18 protein-coding genes are annotated in these 19,480 nt (G+C 49.8%); 7 read left to right on the top strand and 11 right to left on the bottom strand.

Translation table 11 applies throughout. The features are described from left to right. Positions 1–21 precede the first annotated feature (21 nt). The gene (gene ygfZ / locus AC1S52_RS15755) at positions 22–1,083 is read right to left on the bottom strand and encodes a CAF17-like 4Fe-4S cluster assembly/insertion protein YgfZ (RefSeq protein ID WP_482029976.1); all 1,062 of its coding nucleotides are present in this window, start codon (positions 1,081–1,083) and stop codon (positions 22–24) included. Positions 1,084–1,398: 315 nt separating this feature from the next. Then, positions 1,399–1,923 carry a hypothetical protein gene (locus AC1S52_RS15760; protein ID WP_482029977.1) on the bottom strand — a complete coding sequence of 175 codons (525 nt, stop codon included), beginning with the start codon at positions 1,921–1,923 and terminating at the stop codon, positions 1,399–1,401. A gap of 542 nt (positions 1,924–2,465) precedes the next feature. Between AC1S52_RS15760 and AC1S52_RS15765 the strand changes: the two genes are divergently transcribed. Then, the gene (locus tag AC1S52_RS15765; RefSeq protein WP_482029978.1) at positions 2,466–4,073 is read left to right on the top strand and encodes an NAD(P)H-quinone oxidoreductase subunit 4; all 1,608 of its coding nucleotides are present in this window, start codon (positions 2,466–2,468) and stop codon (positions 4,071–4,073) included. A gap of 351 nt (positions 4,074–4,424) precedes the next feature. Here the strand turns inward: AC1S52_RS15765 and cbiD are convergent, their stop codons facing one another. The 4 genes from cbiD to AC1S52_RS15785 all read right to left on the bottom strand — a co-directional run bounded on the left by cbiD (position 4,425) and on the right by AC1S52_RS15785 (position 7,490). Beyond that, on the bottom strand, positions 4,425–5,513 hold the full coding sequence (gene cbiD, locus AC1S52_RS15770; protein ID WP_482029979.1) for a cobalt-precorrin-5B (C(1))-methyltransferase CbiD: 1,089 nt from the start codon (positions 5,511–5,513) through the stop codon (positions 4,425–4,427). A 77-nt stretch (positions 5,514–5,590) separates the two neighbouring features. Continuing rightward, positions 5,591–6,397, bottom strand: coding sequence for a biotin--[acetyl-CoA-carboxylase] ligase (locus AC1S52_RS15775; RefSeq protein WP_482029980.1), 807 nt, complete (start codon positions 6,395–6,397; stop codon positions 5,591–5,593). After that, positions 6,394–7,296, bottom strand: a complete 903-nt coding sequence (locus AC1S52_RS15780) for an ADP-ribosylglycohydrolase family protein (protein ID WP_482029982.1) — start codon at positions 7,294–7,296, stop codon at positions 6,394–6,396. The genes AC1S52_RS15775 and AC1S52_RS15780 overlap by 4 nt, the downstream gene beginning before the upstream one ends. 29 nt (positions 7,297–7,325) lie before the next feature. After that, positions 7,326–7,490, bottom strand: a complete 165-nt coding sequence (locus AC1S52_RS15785; protein ID WP_482029983.1) for a hypothetical protein — start codon at positions 7,488–7,490, stop codon at positions 7,326–7,328. A gap of 312 nt (positions 7,491–7,802) precedes the next feature. Here AC1S52_RS15785 and cobK point away from each other — a divergent pair, with 312 nt between their 5' ends. Beyond that, positions 7,803–8,621, top strand: coding sequence for a precorrin-6A reductase (gene cobK, locus AC1S52_RS15790; RefSeq protein ID WP_482029984.1), 819 nt, complete (start codon positions 7,803–7,805; stop codon positions 8,619–8,621). A gap of 22 nt (positions 8,622–8,643) precedes the next feature. Here cobK and AC1S52_RS15795 read toward each other — a convergent pair whose 3' ends face one another. The 3 genes from AC1S52_RS15795 to cbiE form a co-directional block, all read right to left on the bottom strand. Further along, complete coding sequence (locus AC1S52_RS15795) at positions 8,644–8,970, bottom strand: hypothetical protein (protein WP_482030029.1); 327 nt, start codon at positions 8,968–8,970, stop codon at positions 8,644–8,646. A gap of 224 nt (positions 8,971–9,194) precedes the next feature. Next, positions 9,195–10,154 (bottom strand): orange carotenoid-binding protein, encoded by a 960-nt coding sequence (locus tag AC1S52_RS15800; RefSeq protein ID WP_482029985.1) that lies wholly within the window; start codon positions 10,152–10,154, stop codon positions 9,195–9,197. Between the two features lie 371 nt (positions 10,155–10,525). Then, positions 10,526–11,776 (bottom strand): precorrin-6y C5,15-methyltransferase (decarboxylating) subunit CbiE, encoded by a 1,251-nt coding sequence (gene cbiE / locus AC1S52_RS15805; protein ID WP_482029986.1) that lies wholly within the window; start codon positions 11,774–11,776, stop codon positions 10,526–10,528. A 203-nt stretch (positions 11,777–11,979) separates the two neighbouring features. Here cbiE and AC1S52_RS15810 point away from each other — a divergent pair, with 203 nt between their 5' ends. The 5 genes from AC1S52_RS15810 (at position 11,980) to AC1S52_RS15830 (ending at position 15,745) form a co-directional block, all read left to right on the top strand. Next, positions 11,980–12,606, top strand: a complete 627-nt coding sequence (locus AC1S52_RS15810) for a precorrin-8X methylmutase (protein WP_482029987.1) — start codon at positions 11,980–11,982, stop codon at positions 12,604–12,606. Between the two features lie 18 nt (positions 12,607–12,624). Further along, positions 12,625–13,359: a precorrin-2 C(20)-methyltransferase gene (cobI, locus tag AC1S52_RS15815; RefSeq protein WP_482029988.1), complete on the top strand. Its 735-nt coding sequence runs from the start codon at positions 12,625–12,627 to the stop codon at positions 13,357–13,359. Between the two features lie 219 nt (positions 13,360–13,578). Beyond that, positions 13,579–14,637: a sensor histidine kinase gene (locus tag AC1S52_RS15820; RefSeq protein ID WP_482029990.1), complete on the top strand. Its 1,059-nt coding sequence runs from the start codon at positions 13,579–13,581 to the stop codon at positions 14,635–14,637. Positions 14,638–14,883: 246 nt separating this feature from the next. Continuing rightward, positions 14,884–15,036, top strand: coding sequence for a hypothetical protein (locus AC1S52_RS15825; protein ID WP_482029991.1), 153 nt, complete (start codon positions 14,884–14,886; stop codon positions 15,034–15,036). 13 nt (positions 15,037–15,049) lie between these two features. Then, a complete protein-coding gene (locus AC1S52_RS15830; protein ID WP_482029993.1) occupies positions 15,050–15,745 on the top strand; it encodes an N-acetylmannosamine-6-phosphate 2-epimerase in 696 nt (231 codons plus the stop codon). Between the two features lie 55 nt (positions 15,746–15,800). Here AC1S52_RS15830 and AC1S52_RS15835 read toward each other — a convergent pair whose 3' ends face one another. Both AC1S52_RS15835 and pstS read right to left on the bottom strand, forming a co-directional pair. Next, on the bottom strand, positions 15,801–17,333 hold the full coding sequence (locus AC1S52_RS15835) for a hypothetical protein (protein ID WP_482029994.1): 1,533 nt from the start codon (positions 17,331–17,333) through the stop codon (positions 15,801–15,803). Positions 17,334–17,574: 241 nt separating this feature from the next. Further along, positions 17,575–18,714: a phosphate ABC transporter substrate-binding protein PstS gene (gene pstS, locus AC1S52_RS15840; RefSeq protein ID WP_482029995.1), complete on the bottom strand. Its 1,140-nt coding sequence runs from the start codon at positions 18,712–18,714 to the stop codon at positions 17,575–17,577. Positions 18,715–19,480: the final 766 nt, after the last annotated feature.

Genomic DNA, 19,480 nt, shown 5'->3' on the forward strand with positions numbered 1-19,480 from the left:
CTTTCAACTCTCAACTCTTATTTACTCCTCCTTCGACTCCCGATCACGCTGCAAAAAGGGGACTTCAACCAGTTCTCCGACACTGTCGCCAATTTGAACCTTCAGCCCTGTACCGCCTGCCTTGGTGCGGACGTAGCCCAATCCAAAGGGTCCCTGTTCGGTCTGGGTCAGACTGGTGAGGATGCCGACCTTCTCTTCACCGACAGTAATTACACTGCCAGGAGGGGGAGGGGACTGCAACCGAATACCCCAGATCTGTTGCTTCACCCCTTTATAGGTGTCGAGGCGGGCGATCGTCTCCTGCCCAATGTAGCAGCCTTTGTTAATTGAGATTGCCTGCCAGAGACAGGCTTCAACGGCGTTGTAGTCTTCGGTTAGTTCCCGATCTGGTGCCGGTCGTCCTTGCTCAATCCGAAGTTGTTCCCAGACGAGATCGCCCATTGGGACGGCTCCTGCTTCTACCAATGCCTGCCAGACCGTTGCTGCCCCTTCCACTGGCACGATGAGGGTATAACCGGGCAGGGCTAACCCGCTGCCTACCGCAATCCGGGCTGACTGTCCAGCAATACTAACCAGACGATGGCTGGCGTAGGGTTGACCGGCTAAGTCTGACCCATTGAACTGGGCTAAAAAAGCGTCACTGGCAGGACCGATTAAGCTAAAGAGCGCCGTCTGGTCGGTCAGATCTGCCAATTTGACTTTGTCACCAAAGAAAATGTAGCGGTCTAGCCAGGTCATCATTGGTTGCCGCCGATTGGGCGAGACGATGACCAGAATTTCATCATCCAGCACATAAACGGTCGCCAGATCAAGGGTGCGGGCAGTGGACGTGACAAATAGAGTATCGCAACCCTCCCCTGGCTTGAGGCGATTGAAGTCGTTGGTGGTCTGGTTGTGCAGAAAGGTAAGACGATCCGCATCCGTAAGCTGAATCCGCCCCCAGTGGGAGCGATCGCCCACCACAACGCCCTGTTTCGCCGCCTGAACCGCTTCTGCGTCGTTGCCAAAACTGCAAGGCACTGCCTGATCAGCCTCAAAAACTGCGCCCGCTTGTATTTGAATATTCTGCAAATTCCCAGTCATATTAGCTCTTGATGCCTGTAGAAAGGATAGGTTTCTAACGTTGAATAGCGTTTAAAAATTGATCAACCGCATCATTATTGATCATGGTAGGGAATGGATCGGCAGAAGGTTGCGATCAGCCTCTCTGAAGGTAACAGACTATATTCAACCTATTTATTTGTCTTAATTCTCCTTTATGTGCCTGGTTCCCCAGGCTCAGCCTTCAAGGTTGCCATTCCAAGGCAGTCTTAAAGCGAGAGGAATGGATGATGTGAGCAGCCTTCTATCGATACGTCCCACAGGTTAGCCAGGGCGATCGCAATCTCTGGTGTGTCTTCAGACTCTATCGGGTAAATCAGCAAACACCTGCTCTACAATCCTTTGGGTTTTCTCATCCAGTCGATTCCAGTCCACCTCTCCAGTGGCATCCAACAGAGTGGCATCCACTTCAACCCCATCGATCTCTGCGGTAGGAGAAATGTGGGAAGTGCCGCTGGCGGAGTCATAGTTGTGAAAACAAATTTGGTAACACAAGTCCCACAGGTCAACGGTGATTCGCTCTTCCCCATGCTCCAGACAAAGCTGATAACTGGGGAAAGGGGAAGGTAGCCCAGCCAGTATTTGCTCAATCTCATCCGCACGGTCCGGGGATGCCGTTTCCAGTTCAGCTTGAAGTTGGTTGACCTTAAACCTCGTTTCTTCGCTGACATCATCTGACCAGATGGGCGTGTCGATATAAGTGCCTTTCCAACTAGTCTGCTCATCAAGCTGCTTGCGAATATTGTCAATTAAACGGATGAAGGAAGGCTGCATGAGCTTTTCTGCTTTTTGCCAGGTGAGGATGTCCTGGAACTTTGGCATGGCTGAAAAATCCTGACGCAAGGGTTAGCCAACCTCGTATCGTCATTCAAAAGTGGCGTATTTCTCAAGGTTTTGAAACAAAAGGACAAAAAGTGTCACTTCTGGTAGACACCCAGAAATGTCCCCAGTAATGGGTAACATCCATGCGTGAAAAGGCTTTTAGATTTTTCTAAATTTTTCTTTTTCTCAATTTTTAGAGATATTTATTCAAAAAGTGTCATAGCAACAATAGGAAGCTTAAATTTTCTTAATAAAGTGGGGTAGCATAGTCCAGTAGGTAATTATTCACAGACGACTTACCTCAAAAACGTTCGCTTAGTCTGGCAAGGAAACCTCTGTGGGATTAGTCAATGGTTAGCGCCTCGCAACGTCCTGGCAATGCCAATTAACTTTCCCTTTTGCTCGTTAAATTGCAAGCGCGTCTGGTTCATTTCCAGTCCAACACTTGGGATAGGCAGGCTTCTTTGCGGATTAAGCATGGGTTGTGCGATCAACCTTTGTCAGACCCGATACCCTAACTCCCACGGATCTTGTGTTGTCAGATGAGTAGTCACTTTCCTTGGTTAACGACAATTACCTTGCTGCCTCTGGTAGCCTCTCTCCTCATTCCAGTACTTCCCAATAAGTACGGTAAGACGGTTCGCTGGTACTCTCTGGCAGTTGGCTTTATTGATTTTGCGTTGATTGTTTACGCATTCTGGCAGAACTACGATTTCCAGAATCCTGACTTTCAACTGGTTGAAACATATAGCTGGGTTCCCCAACTAGGGTTGAATTGGACTCTGGCAGTGGATGGTATTTCAATGCCACTGGTGCTGCTGGCAAGTCTGGTCACTACTCTTTCCATGCTGGCTGCCTGGCAGGTGAAGGAAAAGCCCCGTCTCTTCTATTTCTTGATGTTGGCAATGTATAGCGCCCAGATTGGGGTGTTCTGCGCTCAGGATATTCTCCTCTTCTTCCTGATGTGGGAATTAGAGTTGGTGCCAGTTTACATTCTGATCTCCATTTGGGGCGGACAAAAGCGGCTTTACGCGGCAACCAAGTTTATTTTGTATACGGCGATCGGGTCTATCTTCATCCTGGTTGCTGCTTTAGCCATGGCATTCTACGGTGGCAACGTAACCTTTGACATGCGTGAGTTAGCCATGAAGGACTACTCGCTCACGTTTGAACTACTGGTCTATGCCGCGCTAATTATTGCTTATGGAGTGAAGCTTCCCATCTTCCCACTCCATACCTGGTTACCCGATGCCCACGGTGAGGCTTCGGCTCCCGTGTCGATGATTCTAGCTGGGGTGCTGTTGAAAATGGGCGGTTATGCCATTATCCGCATGAATGTGGAGATGCTGACCGATGCCCACTTCTACTTCGCACCTGCCCTGGCAATTCTGGGAGTCGTTAATATTGTCTACGGAGCGATTGTTTCCTTTGCTCAACGCAATCTGAAGCGGCGGATGGCTTACTCTTCTATCTCCCATATGGGATTTGTCCTACTGGGGATTGCTTCCTACACAGAGATAGGATTGAGCGGTGCCGTTCTGCAAATGGTGTCTCATGGACTGATTGCGGCAGCACTTTTCTACCTGGCTGGTGTGACCTACGATCGCACCCACACCCTGATGCTGGACAAGATGGGCGGCTTAGGCAAAGCCATGCCAACTGTATTTGCTCTGTTTACGATTGGCTCAATGGCATCTCTGGCGCTGCCTGGGATGAGCGGATTTGTAGGTGAACTGGCGGTATTTATCGGATTTGCCACCAGCGATTCCTACACCTCAGTATTCAAGACGGTCGTTGTTCTGCTTTCGGCTGTGGGTCTGATTTTGACCCCGATTTACCTGCTCTCAATGTTGCGTGAAATGTTCTACGGCAAGGAGAACGCCGAACTGAAGGGTCTGGTGCTTCTGGATGCCAAACCCCGCGAAGTGTTTATCACCGCCTGTTTACTGCTGCCCGTGATTGGTTTCGGTTTGTATCCCAAATTGTTGACTCAGACCTACGATGCCAAAATCGTCCAGGTGGCAAGTCATGCCCGCACGGCAGTTTCGACAGTGGCTCAACAGCCTGTGCATTTGTTCACCCAGGTCTCTGCGGCACCTTCCCTATCCAATGCAGCCGCAACCACTGAATTACTTGGGATCGTGAAATAGCTTTCGGTTGATTAAGACTCTCCTTAAAGCCTGTCCGAAAAGCCTTAATTGCTAAAGCTTAAGATTGAGCCTAGATAGTTTTCGGATAGGCTTTTAGTTAGATAGCCTGGATGCCAAACGGTATCCAGGTTTTTGTATGATTTGAGTCGGGTTTCTCTTAACAGTTAGTTGTGATGAAAGTTGTGCTGCAACTCTGGTTGCTCCAGTGGCTTCTCTGCTAAGGAGATTTCCGATAAAGACTATACCCAAACCAGCGTAGGATGGGCAGAGCGATGGGTTTTCTGCGTCTACCCATCCTACGGGAGATTGGCGATCGCACTGTTAACAGGAATCAATGTTTTTTAGCCGCTATCAGCCTCTAACATTCTGTGCTATCCATTGAGTGGCGATCGCATCCTGCCCAATAATTTGGCCCTGGCGATCAAACAAAACCGTACCGATAGTGAGAGTTACATCCCCATACTTCTGCACATACGCCTGTGCCTTCTGGGAAATCGTCGTTGCTAATGCCGAAAACACTGCATCTGCCAATTGCAATTCAACTAAGGTTTTGTAGGCTGCATCGGCTGTCTTAGCTGCCAACACAGACTCCACCGCAGGTAAATTACCTCCTGCTCTAACAACCGCTGCACTGATAACTTCTAACCGGGCATCTGCCAGATGACTGGATGTATTGAAAATGCCCCCAGCCAGCTTCACCAATTTCCCCTGGTAGCCCAGTAACAATACGGATTTGGCACCCCGTAAGCCCGCCTCGATTAGCAATGCCCCCACCCAGTTACCCGTCTGCACAATAGCGGTTTCTGGTATCCCCAGATTTTGAGCAATTTGCATCCCGTGGCTACCAATGCAAAAAACTAAATGGGATTGGGTTTGCACTTTAGTTTGGAGAAGCTGCCGAAGATCCTCCAGATGTTCTTCAGCGGAGAGCGGTTTTGAGATAGCGCTGGTTCCCAACAGTGAAAGTCCTGCCAACACCCCAAAGGCTTCGTTAGAGGTGCGTTGCGCCAGTTGCCGCCCTTCTGGCATGACAATGGACACCGTGACCATTTGATCCGAGGGAATCAACGGCAGCATATTTGCTTCAAATAAATGGCGGGCGTAGCGATAAATGGCTGGCTTGCCCGACGTGGTTATGCCAATGCCTTCTCCTGCTTCCAGCAACAGCGGTTCTGTTTGCCGGGGTTGCCGCCTGACCCATGCCCAGATAGGTGTGTTGCGCGTCAGGTCTAAATTATCGCCAGGGTCACTGGTTGTAATTGCCAATGCACTATCGACCTCCAGACGAGCGACCTGTTGAATTGGAATGGTGGCTTCACCTGGTAGTAAATCCAGGCTAACTACTTGCACAGGTTCAAGGGTATTGCTTTGCAGATGCAACAAGGCAGCTTTAGCGGCGGCGACAGCGAAGACGGGAAGAGTGTAACCGGAACGGGGCATGGGGGGAGTAGTTGTTGGTTGTTGGTTGTTGGTTGTTGGTTGTAAGAGGGGAGGAGGGGAGTAAGAGGGGGAAGGGATTAGAAGTGGATGACTCTGCCGGAGGGGAAGGGTCGAATGGTGCCATCGGACGATCGCAATAGTAACTGTCCCTGGTCATCCAGCCCCATCGCTTGTCCGGAAACCGCTGATCCATTGAGTTCCAGGGTAAGGAAGCGATCGCGTAATCCATCGCGCTGGTGCAGTTCGGGAAATAGGGGGACAATCCCAGGAAATTGGGGTGAATGGGACTTGTGAGTAATGATGTCCCTGACCTGTCCCAGATAATGGCGCGATCGCTCTAATAAGGCGAACTCTTCTGGCACGACCCTGGAGATTTGATCCAGACTGATGGCGTGACCGACCTGTTCTGGGGTTAACCCAGCCTGAACAAAGTCAACACAGCGATTGATTCCAATCCCGACAACGACCCGCGTATGTCCAGAGTTACACCCAGCAGTCACTTCACACAGGATTCCGGCTACTTTGCGCCCTTCGACTAACACATCATTGGGCCACTTCAAACGTAATCTTCCCTGCTGCTCAGGGAGTAAATCTTCAATGGCATAAATCACAGCCAAACCAACGACCAGCGACAGTCCTGATAATTGAGTGATTGGAAAATCCAGGATAAAACTTGCCGTCAACACTCCGGCTGGGGAATGCCAGATGCGCCCCTGCTGTCCTCGTCCTGCGGTTTGACGGCGGGTAAAAACAACCGCTCCATGCTGCAAGGACTCAGCGTGGGTCAGTGCCCAAGTGTTTGTACTGGGGCAACTGTCAACCCAATGCAACCACCCGGGTAAGTCCGTTGGCTCAGGATCGTTCCGGTGCAGCAAATTTGTCATCGGGTAGCGGCATACAGTTGATCGGCAAGGTCAGTAATCTCGTTGCGCATGGTCAGTTGGCTCAGCCAATGGCTCGGCATCGCTGATTCGCCATAATATGCGCCGGCAACCTGACCACAAATAGCGGCTGTGGTGTCGGCATCATCCCCCAGGTTGGTCGCGGCTAGAATTGCCTGTTCATAGGTTTCTGTAGTCCAGAAACACCAGAGGGCGGCTTCCAGACTCTCTACCACATATCCCGAACCACAAACATCTTGCATCGGTTTACTGCGATACTCGCCCTTCGCGATCGCGTGAATGGATGGCGATTCGATTACTGCTGGCTGATTCTCAAACAGGATCTCCGTTTTGCTGGCTCCCGATAGTGTCCGAAACAGGATATCCCCCAATAGACGACTTGCATCAATACATTCTGCTGCACCATGAGTAGTGCGAGAACTTTCCCCAGAAAAGTGTAAAACGCGATCGCGATCGGGAAAGTAAAACATTGCCACAGGTGCAAGCCTCATCAGACAGCCATTGCCAGCCGATCTTGGATTCGTAGAGCCACTGAATGGATTGCCCGATACTTTGTATTGATGCAACGCCTGACTGACGGTGTTACCAATATCAAAACATTGCCCCGTACTGCTTAAATAACCGGACTCATACCAGTTGCAGTAACGATTCATCTGATCGGCGGCATCAAACCCGCCAGCTTGAATCAGACTGGTCGCCAGACACAACGCCATTGAGGTATCGTCTGTCCATTGACCTGGCTTGAGTGCAAATGGACCTCCCCCAACCATGTCTTTCACAGGTGTAAATGAACCACGGGATCTAAACTCAACCGTTGTGCCGATCGCATCTCCGGCAGCAAGCCCTAACAAGCATCCTCGGAACCGCTCTGATGAATTCATAGCTATTTTTCGTTTCATTTAGCCTAATTCTAGACCTCTAGCAGACTGGAGCGTAAGTGGGGCATCGCTTGTTCTCCAGGCTGTTCAGTCCGGGTGGAGTTCGGAGGGCGCAGTTGGTCAGGTGTCCAGATTTCGGCGTTGCTGATTTTGGGTATGAATCGAGTTGTATGAATTGAAACTTCGTTCCAATTCATTCTGCTATTCAGCACCACTGGATTTCCGCTTGTGAGTGCTGGTAGCACCAAACCCAAGATTATATAAACCCCAATAATTTAGGCGTTGCTGAATCGAGATATGAACCGGAAAGCCTGCCCTCACCCTAGCCCTGTCCCAAAGGGCGAGGGAACAAGATTTCTAGCTTCCTTCTCCCTAAGGAGAAGGGTTGGGGATGTCGCTTGCTTCCCGCAGGGTGGGTTAAATCATACCTACATTCAGCAATGTCAGAATTTAGGAATGTCAAATTTTAGTTAGACTCTGGTTAGGCAAACGCGATGTTGTAAAGCGAGATGGCTAACCAGAAACGAGTGTTGATCCTGGGTGGAACAGGGGATGCTACAAAACTGGCGGCTAAAGCGACTGAAATACCAGGTGTAGAAGTCATTACTTCCTTAGCGGGTCGAACTCGTCAGCCTGTACAGCCCTCGAAAGGGCGCTCAGAAAACGTCCGCATCGGTGGGTTTGGCGGAGTCGCAGGACTGACCGACTATTTACAGCACCAGCAGATTGATGCCTTGATTGATGCCACCCATCCCTTTGCAGCTCAAATTTCCGGCAATGCCGCCGCTGCCGCTACTGCCGCCGGTATTCCTCACTTAATGCTGATTCGTCCAGCCTGGGATAAAAGAGAGGGAGATCGCTGGATCGAAGTAGACAGCCATGAAGCAGCAGCAGCAGTGTTACCAGAACTTGCCCAGCGGATCTTTCTCACCGTCGGTCGGCAAGAACTCTCTGCTTTTGCCCACCTGAAGGTAACGTCTTTAGCTGCAAGAGCTAAGCCCTTATCAGCAAAAAGCGACAATCATCTCTGGTTTCTGATGCGAATGATCGAACCCCCTTTACCCGGTTCTCCCATACCACCTGGAAAGGTGTTGTTAGAACGGGGACCCTTTTCACTGGAGGCAGAGCGATCGCAGTTGCAGCAGTATGAGATTGGGGCGATCGTCAGTAAAAACAGTGGTGGCAATGCTACCTACACTAAGGTGATTGCCGCCCGCGAGTTAAACATCCCAATTGTGATGATCCAACGTCCACCAATGCCAGCAGGCGAGTGGGTGATGGATGCAGACAGTGCCCTTTTATGGCTGAGTCGTAAACTCTGCTCCTAATGACAATTAACACAGAACCTCCTCACATGCGGGTCAGAGCCGCTACTTTGGTGAGTTTATCTGAATCCAACCCATTCAGTTCTTCAAGCTGTAGCCAACCCTCTTTAATCAACCTTGCAAAGACAAACATCAGGGCTGAATAGGTATATTCATACTTGCCATCAATGTCGTGTCTTCTAGCACTTAGGAAGTCATGCAAACTCCATAGATCATCAACAACGGAAACAGTACTTGCTTGCTTACGAACTTCGTCTATCAAAGCGCTGATTTCTCGTTCGTAAGCTTTATCGAAAGCAGTTTGAGCAATTTTCTTTTCCGTTTTAGACCACTCAATGTTACTCACTTGCATCATCAAAGTTAGTGTTTATAGATTTGATTGTCTTGAGCAAAAACGCTCTTTGTAAAATTATAATAAGCTTTGTCTCATAATTCTATAGCCTGACCCTGTTTTTACATTAAGGATGGAAATCCTGTTCTGTGGCATGGAAAAAGCCAACGAAAAAGCGCCCTTAGGAAGAGCGCTCAATGCTAAATGTAAAGTGCGTTATGCAAGCAAGCTACATTTGGTTTGACCTAACGAACGAAATTCAACAATTCCTTAGGAGAAGCCAGCAAATCGATCGCGACAAAGTAAATCTTATTGTCAGGATTGAGCAGAAATCTCCAAGCCATATTCATCCCTACACCCGCACCGAACCAGGGAGTTTGCACTTTCCCAGTCACTTTTATCTGGGTATAACCATCATCGGCAGGTTCAACCATGCCCTGTTCTGGCAGCAACTTCAGATTTTGACAATCTTCTCTGAAAAACCGCAGAACCGCTTCTTTTCCGACAATCGGCTTTTGGAAAGGAGGTTGCAAAGCACCGTCAGGAGCAAATAACTCAATCAACGAATCGAAGTCATTCGCGTTCATATTATTCATATAGCTCAAAACCGTCGGATTATCGACTCCTGCAATCGTGACCTGAGTCCGTTGCGAAATCTCTTTAGGCACTACAACAGGTTCAGCAACTCTTTGATAGCTCCCCAACTTGCCCGTATCAAACCCCATATCAACCACAGCATTTCGCAAAACGGTGATTTGTTGACCCGGATCTAGTTGTCTGATGGCTTGTAACACTGCCGCTGCATTAGCAGAGAGGCGATATCCTTCGGGGATGGGCGCAACGATTCCTTTTTCCATCCATTGTCCGAGTTGATACCAGAACCCTAGCTTAATATTGGCAGACCAGGTGGCATAGGTCCGGCAAATTGGCGTGTCGGCACGGTTTGCCAAGTCACACATGACTTGCGATTGCTCTCTAAAAGGCATCTTCCGGATCTGCTCCATCGTTGCCTCAGCAAACTGCATGTTAGCGGCTCCTGGAGCAGCAATCGTGATTGTCTTGCCCATTTCGAGGTAAGCAAACCAGATTAGTGCTAACTGGTCTTCAGCATTCAATTGAATAAAGCGCGCGATCGTAGCGGGCACCACATCAGCCGCTAAAGTATCGGGGAAAATCCCACGAGCTGAATCAATGGTAAATGGCATGAAACAATCCTATCCTTGTGAAATTTGCAATTGAACAAAACTGATAATTCGCAGGTCTAGAGAAATAAAACTCAACCTTTACTTCCTGAGATTATCATGATTTGTAAATTAAAGTAAATATTTATTACAATTCATCGGTTTTGTTACTCAAGGTATAGCAGTTTACACTCGTATGAGGTAATGTCACCCCTCGCCCTAGTGCAGTATCCATAAACCTTCTGTGCATCCCCAAAGTCTGCCCTCACCCTAGCCCTCTCCCAAGGGGCGAGGGAACAGGAGTTCTAGCGCTCTTCTCTCTAAGGAAAGGATTGGGGATGTGTCTTGCTTCTCGCAGAGTGGGCGATTCATGCTTTATGTCAGCACCCAAAAAACTATCCTTTTACCACAACCCACTGCGTTACCGGAGCCATTGCCTTCCATCCCAGAAATTTGCCAACGGGTTCTACTCGCTGAATTGCCATCCGGGTTAGTTCGCCTCCCAGTTCCTGCTGCCCCTGGAATAACATTTGCTCACTTTCAACCGTAACGGCATTGGCAACCAGACGACCGCCTGGACGCAGCGATCGCCAACAGGTGGCTAACAGGTCGGGGGTCGTTAATCCGCCGCCAATAAAAATGGCATGGGGTTCTGGCAACCCGTTGAGAGCGATCGGAGCTTCTCCGGCAATGATTTTGAGATGGGGAGTTCCCAACGTAACTGCATTATCAGCAATGTATTGCAGGCGAACGGGATGGTGTTCAACGGCGATCGCCCGACAACGGCGATCGCTCCGCATCCACTCAATGGCGATCGAGCCACAGCCTGCACCGATATCCCACAATAGCTCTCCCGGTAAAGGTGCAAGCACAGACAGCGTGACCGCCCGGACTTCGCGTTTGGTTAATTGTCCGTCGTGGTGATAGGCGATGTCGGGGAGTCCGGGGCAGAGGGGAGAGAAGTAGCGGGGTGCGGAGGGCGGGGTATCAGGGATGGTGGTTGTGAGGTGTGTGTGAATCGCGATCGTATTCAGGTCTGCCAGGTCGGTGGCAATCCAGGCAGACGCGATACCTGCAATGATGCGTTCGTGGGTACCCCCCATGCGTTCTAGTACAAGGATTTGACTGTCACCGTAGCCTTGTTGAGTCAGGCGTTGGGCGACGGTTGCCGGAGTTGATTTGTCTGCACTGAGGATCAAAATTCGGGCATCTGGATAAAGCACGGCATTTAAGAGAGCCGGATCTCGACCGCAGAGGCTGAGGGTTTCTACGTCGGGTAGTGACCAACCCAGGCGGGCACAGGCAAGGCTAAAAGCAGAGATCGCCGGAAGGATGGTCATTTCTGCGATCGGAATGTGCCGGGTCAGTGTCACCCCTATCCCATAGCACATTGGATCGCCACTGGCGAGGACACAGACGGATTGCCCCCGACGATGCAAAACCTGATTCACTGAGGTTTCGATGGGGGAAGTCCAGAGAAGTTTTTCTCGCGTGTCGTCGGAGGGCAACATCGCAAAGTGGCGTTCTCCCCCTACCAGAACAGTGGCTTGAGCGATCAGCGATCGCCCGACTGGACTGACCCCCTCCAACCCATCCTCTCCAATCCCCACAATGGATAGCCACTTTTGCTTAAAATTGCTGCTCATGTCTTAAGAAAAATTTGAGAATTAAATCTTACCTCCTCTGCTGTGATAGGCTACATCGGCTTGGTGGGTAGGAGGTGCTAGGTGTTAGGTGTTAGGTGATGGAGTCTATTACCCATGACCAATGACCGAGACCCAAAAAACTTTCAATTTTCAATTCTCAACTCAAAACTTTTAACTCTCAACTCAAAACTTCCCCTTCCCACATGGACTATCTTCGCAATGGCGATGACATCTACCGTAAATCTTTTTCCATCATTCGTGCCGAAGCTGATTTGAGTTGTCTATCAGGTGATTTAGCTCCTATTGCAGTGCGGTTAATTCATGCCTGTGGGATGACAGATATCGTTCAGGACTTAGCGGCTTCACCGGGGGCTGTGAAAGCAGGGCGAGATGCGCTGGAAGCAGGTGCGCCCATTTTTTGTGATGTCCAAATGGTGGCAAATGGGATTACTCGCAAACGATTACCCGCCGAGAATGAGATTATTTGTACCCTCAATCAACCTGAAGTGCCAGAGATTGCACAGCGGATCAACAATACGCGATCGGCGGCTGCGTTAGAACTGTGGACTCCTCAATTGAAAGGAGCGGTGGTTGCGATCGGCAATGCCCCCACTGCTTTATTTCATCTGCTGGAACTGCTGGATGAGGGAGCGCCAAAACCAGCCCTGATCCTGGGTTTTCCGGTCGGGTTTGTCGGAGCCGCAGAGTCCAAAGCAGCGCTTACCGCCAACGGTTTCGGTGTGCCTTTCCTGACGCTACAGGGGCGGCGGGGTGGCAGTGCGATCGCCGCCGCTGCCGTGAATGCGTTAGCCAGGGAGAGTGAGTTGTAGTAATACTTAAGGATAGGCATGACTGAATCACAACTTTCCCCTCAAGCCGGTCGGCTGTATGGATTAGGCATTGGTCCCGGTGATCCAGAATTGCTAACGCTAAAGGCACACCGAATTTTGACCTCGGTTCCAGTAATTGCCTATCCGGCAGGGGAAAATGGCAAAGCGCTGGCACGGGCGATCGTGGCGGAGTTCATTCGCCCTGATCAGATTGAGATACCGATGCTGTTTCCGTTTAAAGTTGAGCGATCGGCTCAACCCTATTACGACATTGCCGCAGAAAAGATTGCCGCACACTTAAAGGCTGGACAGGATGTGGCGGTACTGTGTGAGGGAGAGCCAATGCTGTATGGCACCTTTATCTATTTGTTTCAGCGATTGGCGGGACGGTTTTTGACCGAGGTGGTGCCGGGAATTTCTTCCACAATGGCGAGTGCGGCAATGCTGGGCGCACCGATTACGCTCCGCAATGATGTCTTGAGCATTATGCCCGCGACTCTGGATGCGGACACCCTGCGCGATCGCCTCGCTGTAGCGGATGCGGCGGTGATTATCAAATTGGGTAGACACTTTGCCAAAACCTACGCCGTTCTAGATGAATTAGGTTTGCTGGATCGTGCCCTCTACATTGAACGAGCCACTCAACCCAATCAACGGGTGATTTCGATTACTGAGGTTGATCCCAGTGAAGTTCCCTATTGGTCCTTAATTCTGATTCCCAGCCAAACCCAATCCAGCGCCAGCGATTTTTAGATCAGTAAAGTAAAAGGACGGGGGGATGGGGGATGAAAGGGGAAATGGCTGTAAGCCTGTCCGAATTCATGGGTTTATTTCGCACGGGTCATTTTGTGATTGAACTTTGATGGATTAACATCTTGAATTGTGTGTTATTTTCATGCTCCATCCCCAACTTCTAAACAAATGGTGTCCAACTCAGCTTCAGCCCGTCTTAAGCGAAATATAGACAAGATCATGCAACTGTGGGAGGTGCGGGCACGGAATGAAGTGAGTGCATCCCTGCATCAAGATTCTCTTGTCTTGCAAAATTCCTTACCACTGTTCTTAGACCAACTGGTTGATGCCCTCTCAACTCAGATTGAAAGTACACCTGCCCAAATCGCAGCTACTCACGTAGAAAACACTCGCATTGGCAAGCTGCATGGACATGAACGGGCAGGCTATGCTGACTACTCGATGACTCAACTGATCTTTGAGTATCACATCCTTCGTCAGGTGATCTTTCAGGTTTTAGAGGAAGAAGCCCCTTTAGGCGTGAGAGAACGAGACATCATCATTGATTCGATCGAGCAAGCTGTCAATGATGCGGCGACTCAATTTTTCGAGACCCTACAAGATATTCAAGAGATGTTTATGGTGACCTTAACCCACGACCTTAAGAATCCAATTAATGTGGTCAAGATGGGGACTCAACTAATTCTTCGTCGGTTGGAGCGAGGAGATGCCCACATTGATGTGGCGGCAAGAATGATCAACGCGATCGATCGAATGAATTCAATGATTCAAAACTTGCTCGATGCTAGTCGAATACGGTCAGGGCAGAGGTTAAAGCTTGAATTGGAAGAATGTTATTTAGATCAGTTGCTTCAAGAAGTCGTGGAAGATTTAAGCTTCACTTACGGAGAGCGTTTTGTTCTGGTTGCTGATTCAGCTATCAAAAGCAATTGCAGCCGTAAACAAATTCGACGGGTGATTGAAAATCTAGCCACAAATGCCGTGAAGTATGGTGCTTCTGATACACCAATCACACTCACACTTCAGCAAACTGCAACGCAAATCGAGCTGACTATTCACAATGAAGGTAATCCGATCGATTCCGAAGCACAATCTATCCTATTTCAGCAATTTCGTCGAACCATTTCCGCTGAAGAGCAAACGGGATGGGGATTGGGACTATTTTTAGCAAAAAATATTATTGAGGCGCATCAAGGAACAATTGAAATTGAAAGTGCTGAGGAAAAAGGGACAAGCTTTACCGTTAAGTTGCCTAAATGCTCTATGATCCCAGGATAATTTTAAGAAGCGATCGCCTAAACCTAAATCGGTAGTTTATTGTCCCAGCACGCTAGTCAAAACTACCCACTTTAGTGGGAGGCTTTAGCTGCTACACACTTCTCGACCAAACGAGTCATGCTTTACGATCTAACAGACTTAACTCTCATCGCCCGTTGCGTTGACAACGAAGCCAAGGGATGGGGCTTTCAGCCCCTTGGGAACCTATGCACTGAAAGTGCATAGTGGTTCAGTTTCTATTCAGTGATGAATCTTTTCTATATCATTGCTGATTTGCTGGTGCAGCCGATCGCCTGGGGCGTTGCTGATTTTGGGTATGAATGGGAACGAAGGTTCAAGCAGCCAGACCCTTTTCCATCCCCAGAATCGGCGATGCCGGAACGGTTACTGTTCTTATGAGGGAAAAAGACATTTGACTGAAATTTCTCTAGCACCCATCCATGCGTTGCAGGGTGGATTAATTGTTTCCTGTCAGGCTCCAGTGGACTCGCCCATGCATCAACCGGCGGTGATTGCTGCTATGGCACAGGCATCCGTCAACCAGGGTGCGGTGGGAGTCCGAATCGATACGCCTGCCCATGTGACGGTCGTGAGGCAGCAAGTCGCTGCTCCCATGATTGGCTTATGGAAACAGCAAATTCCGGGGTCTGAGGTTTACATCACCCCCCAGTTTCACCATGCTGCCGCGATCGCCCAGGCAGGAGCGGATATCATTGCGGTTGATGCCACTCTGCGGGAGCGTCCGGGTGGGGAAACCCTGTCTTCGCTAATCCAGCAAATTCATGGGGAACTGGGAAAGCTGGTAATGGCAGATGTGGACACGATCGAGGCAGCGATCGCCGCTGCTAACGCGGGAGCTGATTTGGTTGGCACGACCCTCTACGGTTACACCGCTGAAACCCGGCAGTTTTCTCCCCCTGGTTTTAATCTCCTGACCCAGATAGTTCAGCAACTCAAAGTTCCCGCCATTTGTGAGGGAGGCATTCACTCACCCGAAATGGCTCGACAGGCAATCAACCTGGGGGCATATGCGGTGGTTGTAGGCACTGCCATTACAGGAGTTGACCTCCAGGTCAAGGCTTATGGAGCAGCGGTAAGGGGAGATTAGCAGCCGTCCTCCATCCCCCCATCCCCCCATCCACGCGCTGTTGTGGTTTACTCATCTAAGAACTGCTGTAAGCCGCTTCCTGGCTCTCAGTCTGACGCTTTAAAATAATCATCTCCGGTCCAACGACTGGGCTACGTGCCAGCAACGCGCCTTCGGGATCTGTAATTTCTAGCTTGCTAAAGTCAAGTTCTTTGGCACGTCCCAGCATTTCGTTAGCCAGTTTGTTCTGCTGAAGCTGGCTTAACCCGTACCAGCCAGTCCCAACTTTTACAGTTAACTGGCTGCTGCGGAAGTTTGCCTGCACGGATTGAATCAGTCCGTTCAGGTACTGGTTGCTAATCTCGGCTACCTGGTCTTGAATGCGGGCAATTAGCGTCTGCTCAGGCGTGAGTTTCAGCGGAGGTGGTGGTGGAGATGGCTTAGGAATGAGAGAAGGACTGACTCGAACAGCGGGTTTTTGAGCCACAGGTTTCTCTTCAGCCGGTTTTGAGAGTGTGGGCTTGGCAGGTTCGCGCCCTTTGACCTGGGGAGAAGTCGGTGGTTTGGGGGCTGGAGCCGTCACTTTGGGAGAAGGGGCGATCGCCACGGGGGTGGGTTTGGGCTTGGTAGAAAACACCCCAGAGGTTATCCACAGAAGAACGACCAGGAGACCGGCGATCGCCCCTGACAGTGCCCGGTCGGACAGATTCTCACTCCAGTCCGCTGGCAGGCGCGATCGTACCCAGGTCAACAACTTTGCCCACCAGACCTGAAACTGCTCCCAGGCAGGACGCACCTTCTGCCACCACTTATCGACCGAAAACGAAGAACCAGATTTGTCAGAAGCCATTGATTCAGACGCTACTGACCCATCAGACGCTACTGATCCAGAAGTCTTCGATTCGGAAGCGGCTAATCCAGGAGCCGCCAATGGGTCAGATGGCGAAGGGAGTTCTTGTCTGGGTTCCGCTTCCAGCCTTGAAACAGCACTCTCCAGCCCTTGAATCGTTACCTGCAAAACCCGGATGGTTTGAGTTTTGATAACCGGACGCGCCCGCTCCCAATACGCTTGAAGTGTCTGAGAAATAGGCTGTTCAACAACTTGGGGCACCTCAGAAGACGGCGGCGACACTTCAGCCGTCTGGGCTGTCTCAGAAGGAGTAAAGTCATCCAATGGTTCTGCCAGTGTTTCCTCTGCCAGTACTGCCTCTGAGAGTATTTCCTCTGAAAGTGCGGATTCTGACGGTGTTACCTCTGATAGTAATGGCTCTAATAATAATGGCTCTGATAGTGTCTCGGCTAGGTCTGAAGATGCCTCAATGGTTTGTGGTAATGCCTCAGAGGTTTCCAACAGAGTCTCAGATGAGGCTGAGTGGTCCTCAACTACGTCTGAAAATGGCTCAGAGATCTCTGATAGCGTCTCAGAGGGTTCTAGCGGGGTCTCAAAGGGTTCTGAGGGATCCTCGACTGGTTCTGAGAATGGCCCAGAGAGTTCCAGTAATGGTTCAGTGGGTTCCGGTAGTGGCTCAGAAATTTCAGAGGGGGGTTCTGACACTCCCTCTGGTGCTTGATCCGGTAAGTCTGGAGACGGTGGCTGGTCTTGGGTCATAAAAAACTCCTCCCAAACAGCACAAACAGCCAAATATGATACAAATGCTGTCTTAGTGCATCAATCTATCATTAATGGGGAGTAGGGAGTAGGGGGGGGTAGGCAAGAGTAAAGGGTGGTGGGAGTTTTGAGTTGAGAGTTTTGAGTTGAGAGTTAGAGATCAATCGCAATGGAGTAAGCGGAAATATAAAAGTGACCGCATGTTCCCATCGTCTATCCATCTCGTTCCCAGGCTGTCCCACTACCCCTCAATTTGATCTAATGCAGCCAGCGATCGCTGGGCAATATCAGCCGGAATCGGTACATAGCCCAGATCAGGACCAAGTTTCTGCCCTTCGGTCAAACCCCACCGAAGCACTTCTTTGAGAGCTTTAGCTTTCTGTGGATCGCTGTAGCGTTTATATGCCAGTATCCAACTATAGGTGATGATGGGGTAGGCATCGGCATCCTCTGGATCGACAATGGAGCCTCGCAGGTCATCGGATAGGGTAATGGAGGCTAACCCTTTCGAGACGGTGTCATCGGTTAGGGGGACGTATTGCCCTGCTTTATTTTGAAGGGTTGCGATCGCCAACCCTAACTGTTTAGCAAAGGCATACTCCACATAACCAATCGTGCCTTCTGCCTGTTGAATTTGGGCAGCAATTCCAGAATTGTCTTTAATCCCCACCCCAGCAGCCCAGGCAACATTCAATCCTGCCCCCACTTTTTCCTTCCACTCTGGACTGGCTGCACTCAGGTAGGATGTAAACGCGGCGGTTGTACCACTGCCATCAGAGCGATGAATCAAAATGATTTTTTCGTTTGGAAGATTGATTCCCGGATTCAGGTCTGCAATTTTGGGGTCGTTCCATTGGCTAATCCTGCCCAGAAAAATCTCTGGCAGCACTTCGCGAGAAAGTTTCAGCCCACTTTTAACTTCAGGCAGGTTGTAAACAACAGCAACGCTACCTGCGGCTGTAGGTATCAGCACAACCCCCTGGCTGACCTTAGCCATCTCTTCGTCGGTCGGTGTCACCTCACTGGCTCCAAAGTCCAACGTATTCGTTAGGAACTGCTGAATTCCAGCGGCGCTTCCGACTGGCTGATAGCTGATCTGTACATTCGGATGCTGCTGATTAAATTGACTAAACCAGCGCAGGTAAAGAAAGGAAGGAAAGGTCGCGCCTGCCCCATACAGGGATACCGGAGACCCAGCGGCTGGACTGGATGACGTTTGAGGAGTTTGTGTCTGGGGCTGACAGGCTTTAATGCCAAGGGCGATCGCCGCTAGAGAAACCAAAAATTCACGCCGGGAGGAAACGAGCCTGGTAATCACGGAAACCTCGGTAAGGTAAGTGGTGCTGAATAGCAGTATGAATTGAAACTTCGTTCCATTCATACAACTCTCAATTCATACCCAAAATCAGCAACGCCGTAAAGAATGTACTTAGGGACTCGCAAATTAGTAAAGTCCCAACATCATTCCCGTGCAGGCGGGAATCCATCGTGGAGCAGCTTGTCTAGCGGGTACTTTATTTTGGGGCACATCCCTTAGGTGATCTCCAGGAATATTTTTACCTCGTTAAAACCCCTCCCAGCCTCCCCTTGGCTCTAGCGTCAGCGGCGCGAAGCGCGGGAGGTGCCGTAGGCGGTGGGGTACTTTGTTTGGTGGAAATCTCCTTACGCCAGGCAGGTGTCAGATTAGTCTTTCACATCAGCCCTTCTGGTTAGTTGAATTTCACTTCTTCTAACCAATGTTGTGTTGTTCAAACCGTCAAATTCTGTAAGGGTGTAGCAGTTGGGCAAGGATTTTCGGGTTAAGCATTAGATTCCTGAAATCTTGAAGAGTCTAGCGATCGCTGGTATAGGTTTGGTCCTTAAATCAGTGCTATAAGATTCCTATCTTTCTCAGAAATCTCCAAATAACACTTTCAAAGTCCTATTAATCCTTCTTAGGGAAGAAGCAAAAAAATGAATGCTATATATCAGCATCCATAGCATTCATTTTTATCAATTTATTCCAGCTCGTATAGAAATCCAGGTGAGCTTTGTAAAAATATATACAACGGGTTGCTTTTTGAAATGATATTCACAATGCCCTTGCCGTAAGCATTCTAAGGGGTTGACCTGTTATTAATTTCCTCATTTACGGGGCTATAAAATCC

It is taken from the genome of Kovacikia sp. CALU 1929, from assembly GCF_056784235.1.

What these genes read in the sequence shown, in the direction of transcription:
- ygfZ (WP_482029976.1), bottom strand. Translation starts at nt 1,083, where the DNA reads ATGACTGGGAATTTGCAGAATATTCAAATACAAGCGGGCGCAGTTTTT.
- AC1S52_RS15760 (WP_482029977.1), bottom strand. Translation starts at nt 1,923, where the DNA reads ATGCCAAAGTTCCAGGACATCCTCACCTGGCAAAAAGCAGAAAAGCTC.
- AC1S52_RS15765 (WP_482029978.1), top strand. Translation starts at nt 2,466, where the DNA reads ATGAGTAGTCACTTTCCTTGGTTAACGACAATTACCTTGCTGCCTCTG.
- cbiD (WP_482029979.1), bottom strand. Translation starts at nt 5,513, where the DNA reads ATGCCCCGTTCCGGTTACACTCTTCCCGTCTTCGCTGTCGCCGCCGCT.
- AC1S52_RS15775 (WP_482029980.1), bottom strand. Translation starts at nt 6,397, where the DNA reads ATGACAAATTTGCTGCACCGGAACGATCCTGAGCCAACGGACTTACCC.
- AC1S52_RS15780 (WP_482029982.1), bottom strand. Translation starts at nt 7,296, where the DNA reads ATGAATTCATCAGAGCGGTTCCGAGGATGCTTGTTAGGGCTTGCTGCC.
- AC1S52_RS15785 (WP_482029983.1), bottom strand. Translation starts at nt 7,490, where the DNA reads ATGAATTGGAACGAAGTTTCAATTCATACAACTCGATTCATACCCAAA.
- cobK (WP_482029984.1), top strand. Translation starts at nt 7,803, where the DNA reads ATGGCTAACCAGAAACGAGTGTTGATCCTGGGTGGAACAGGGGATGCT.
- AC1S52_RS15795 (WP_482030029.1), bottom strand. Translation starts at nt 8,970, where the DNA reads ATGCAAGTGAGTAACATTGAGTGGTCTAAAACGGAAAAGAAAATTGCT.
- AC1S52_RS15800 (WP_482029985.1), bottom strand. Translation starts at nt 10,154, where the DNA reads ATGCCATTTACCATTGATTCAGCTCGTGGGATTTTCCCCGATACTTTA.
- cbiE (WP_482029986.1), bottom strand. Translation starts at nt 11,776, where the DNA reads ATGAGCAGCAATTTTAAGCAAAAGTGGCTATCCATTGTGGGGATTGGA.
- AC1S52_RS15810 (WP_482029987.1), top strand. Translation starts at nt 11,980, where the DNA reads ATGGACTATCTTCGCAATGGCGATGACATCTACCGTAAATCTTTTTCC.
- cobI (WP_482029988.1), top strand. Translation starts at nt 12,625, where the DNA reads ATGACTGAATCACAACTTTCCCCTCAAGCCGGTCGGCTGTATGGATTA.
- AC1S52_RS15820 (WP_482029990.1), top strand. Translation starts at nt 13,579, where the DNA reads ATGCAACTGTGGGAGGTGCGGGCACGGAATGAAGTGAGTGCATCCCTG.
- AC1S52_RS15825 (WP_482029991.1), top strand. Translation starts at nt 14,884, where the DNA reads ATGAATCTTTTCTATATCATTGCTGATTTGCTGGTGCAGCCGATCGCC.
- AC1S52_RS15835 (WP_482029994.1), bottom strand. Translation starts at nt 17,333, where the DNA reads ATGACCCAAGACCAGCCACCGTCTCCAGACTTACCGGATCAAGCACCA.
- pstS (WP_482029995.1), bottom strand. Translation starts at nt 18,714, where the DNA reads ATGAATGGAACGAAGTTTCAATTCATACTGCTATTCAGCACCACTTAC.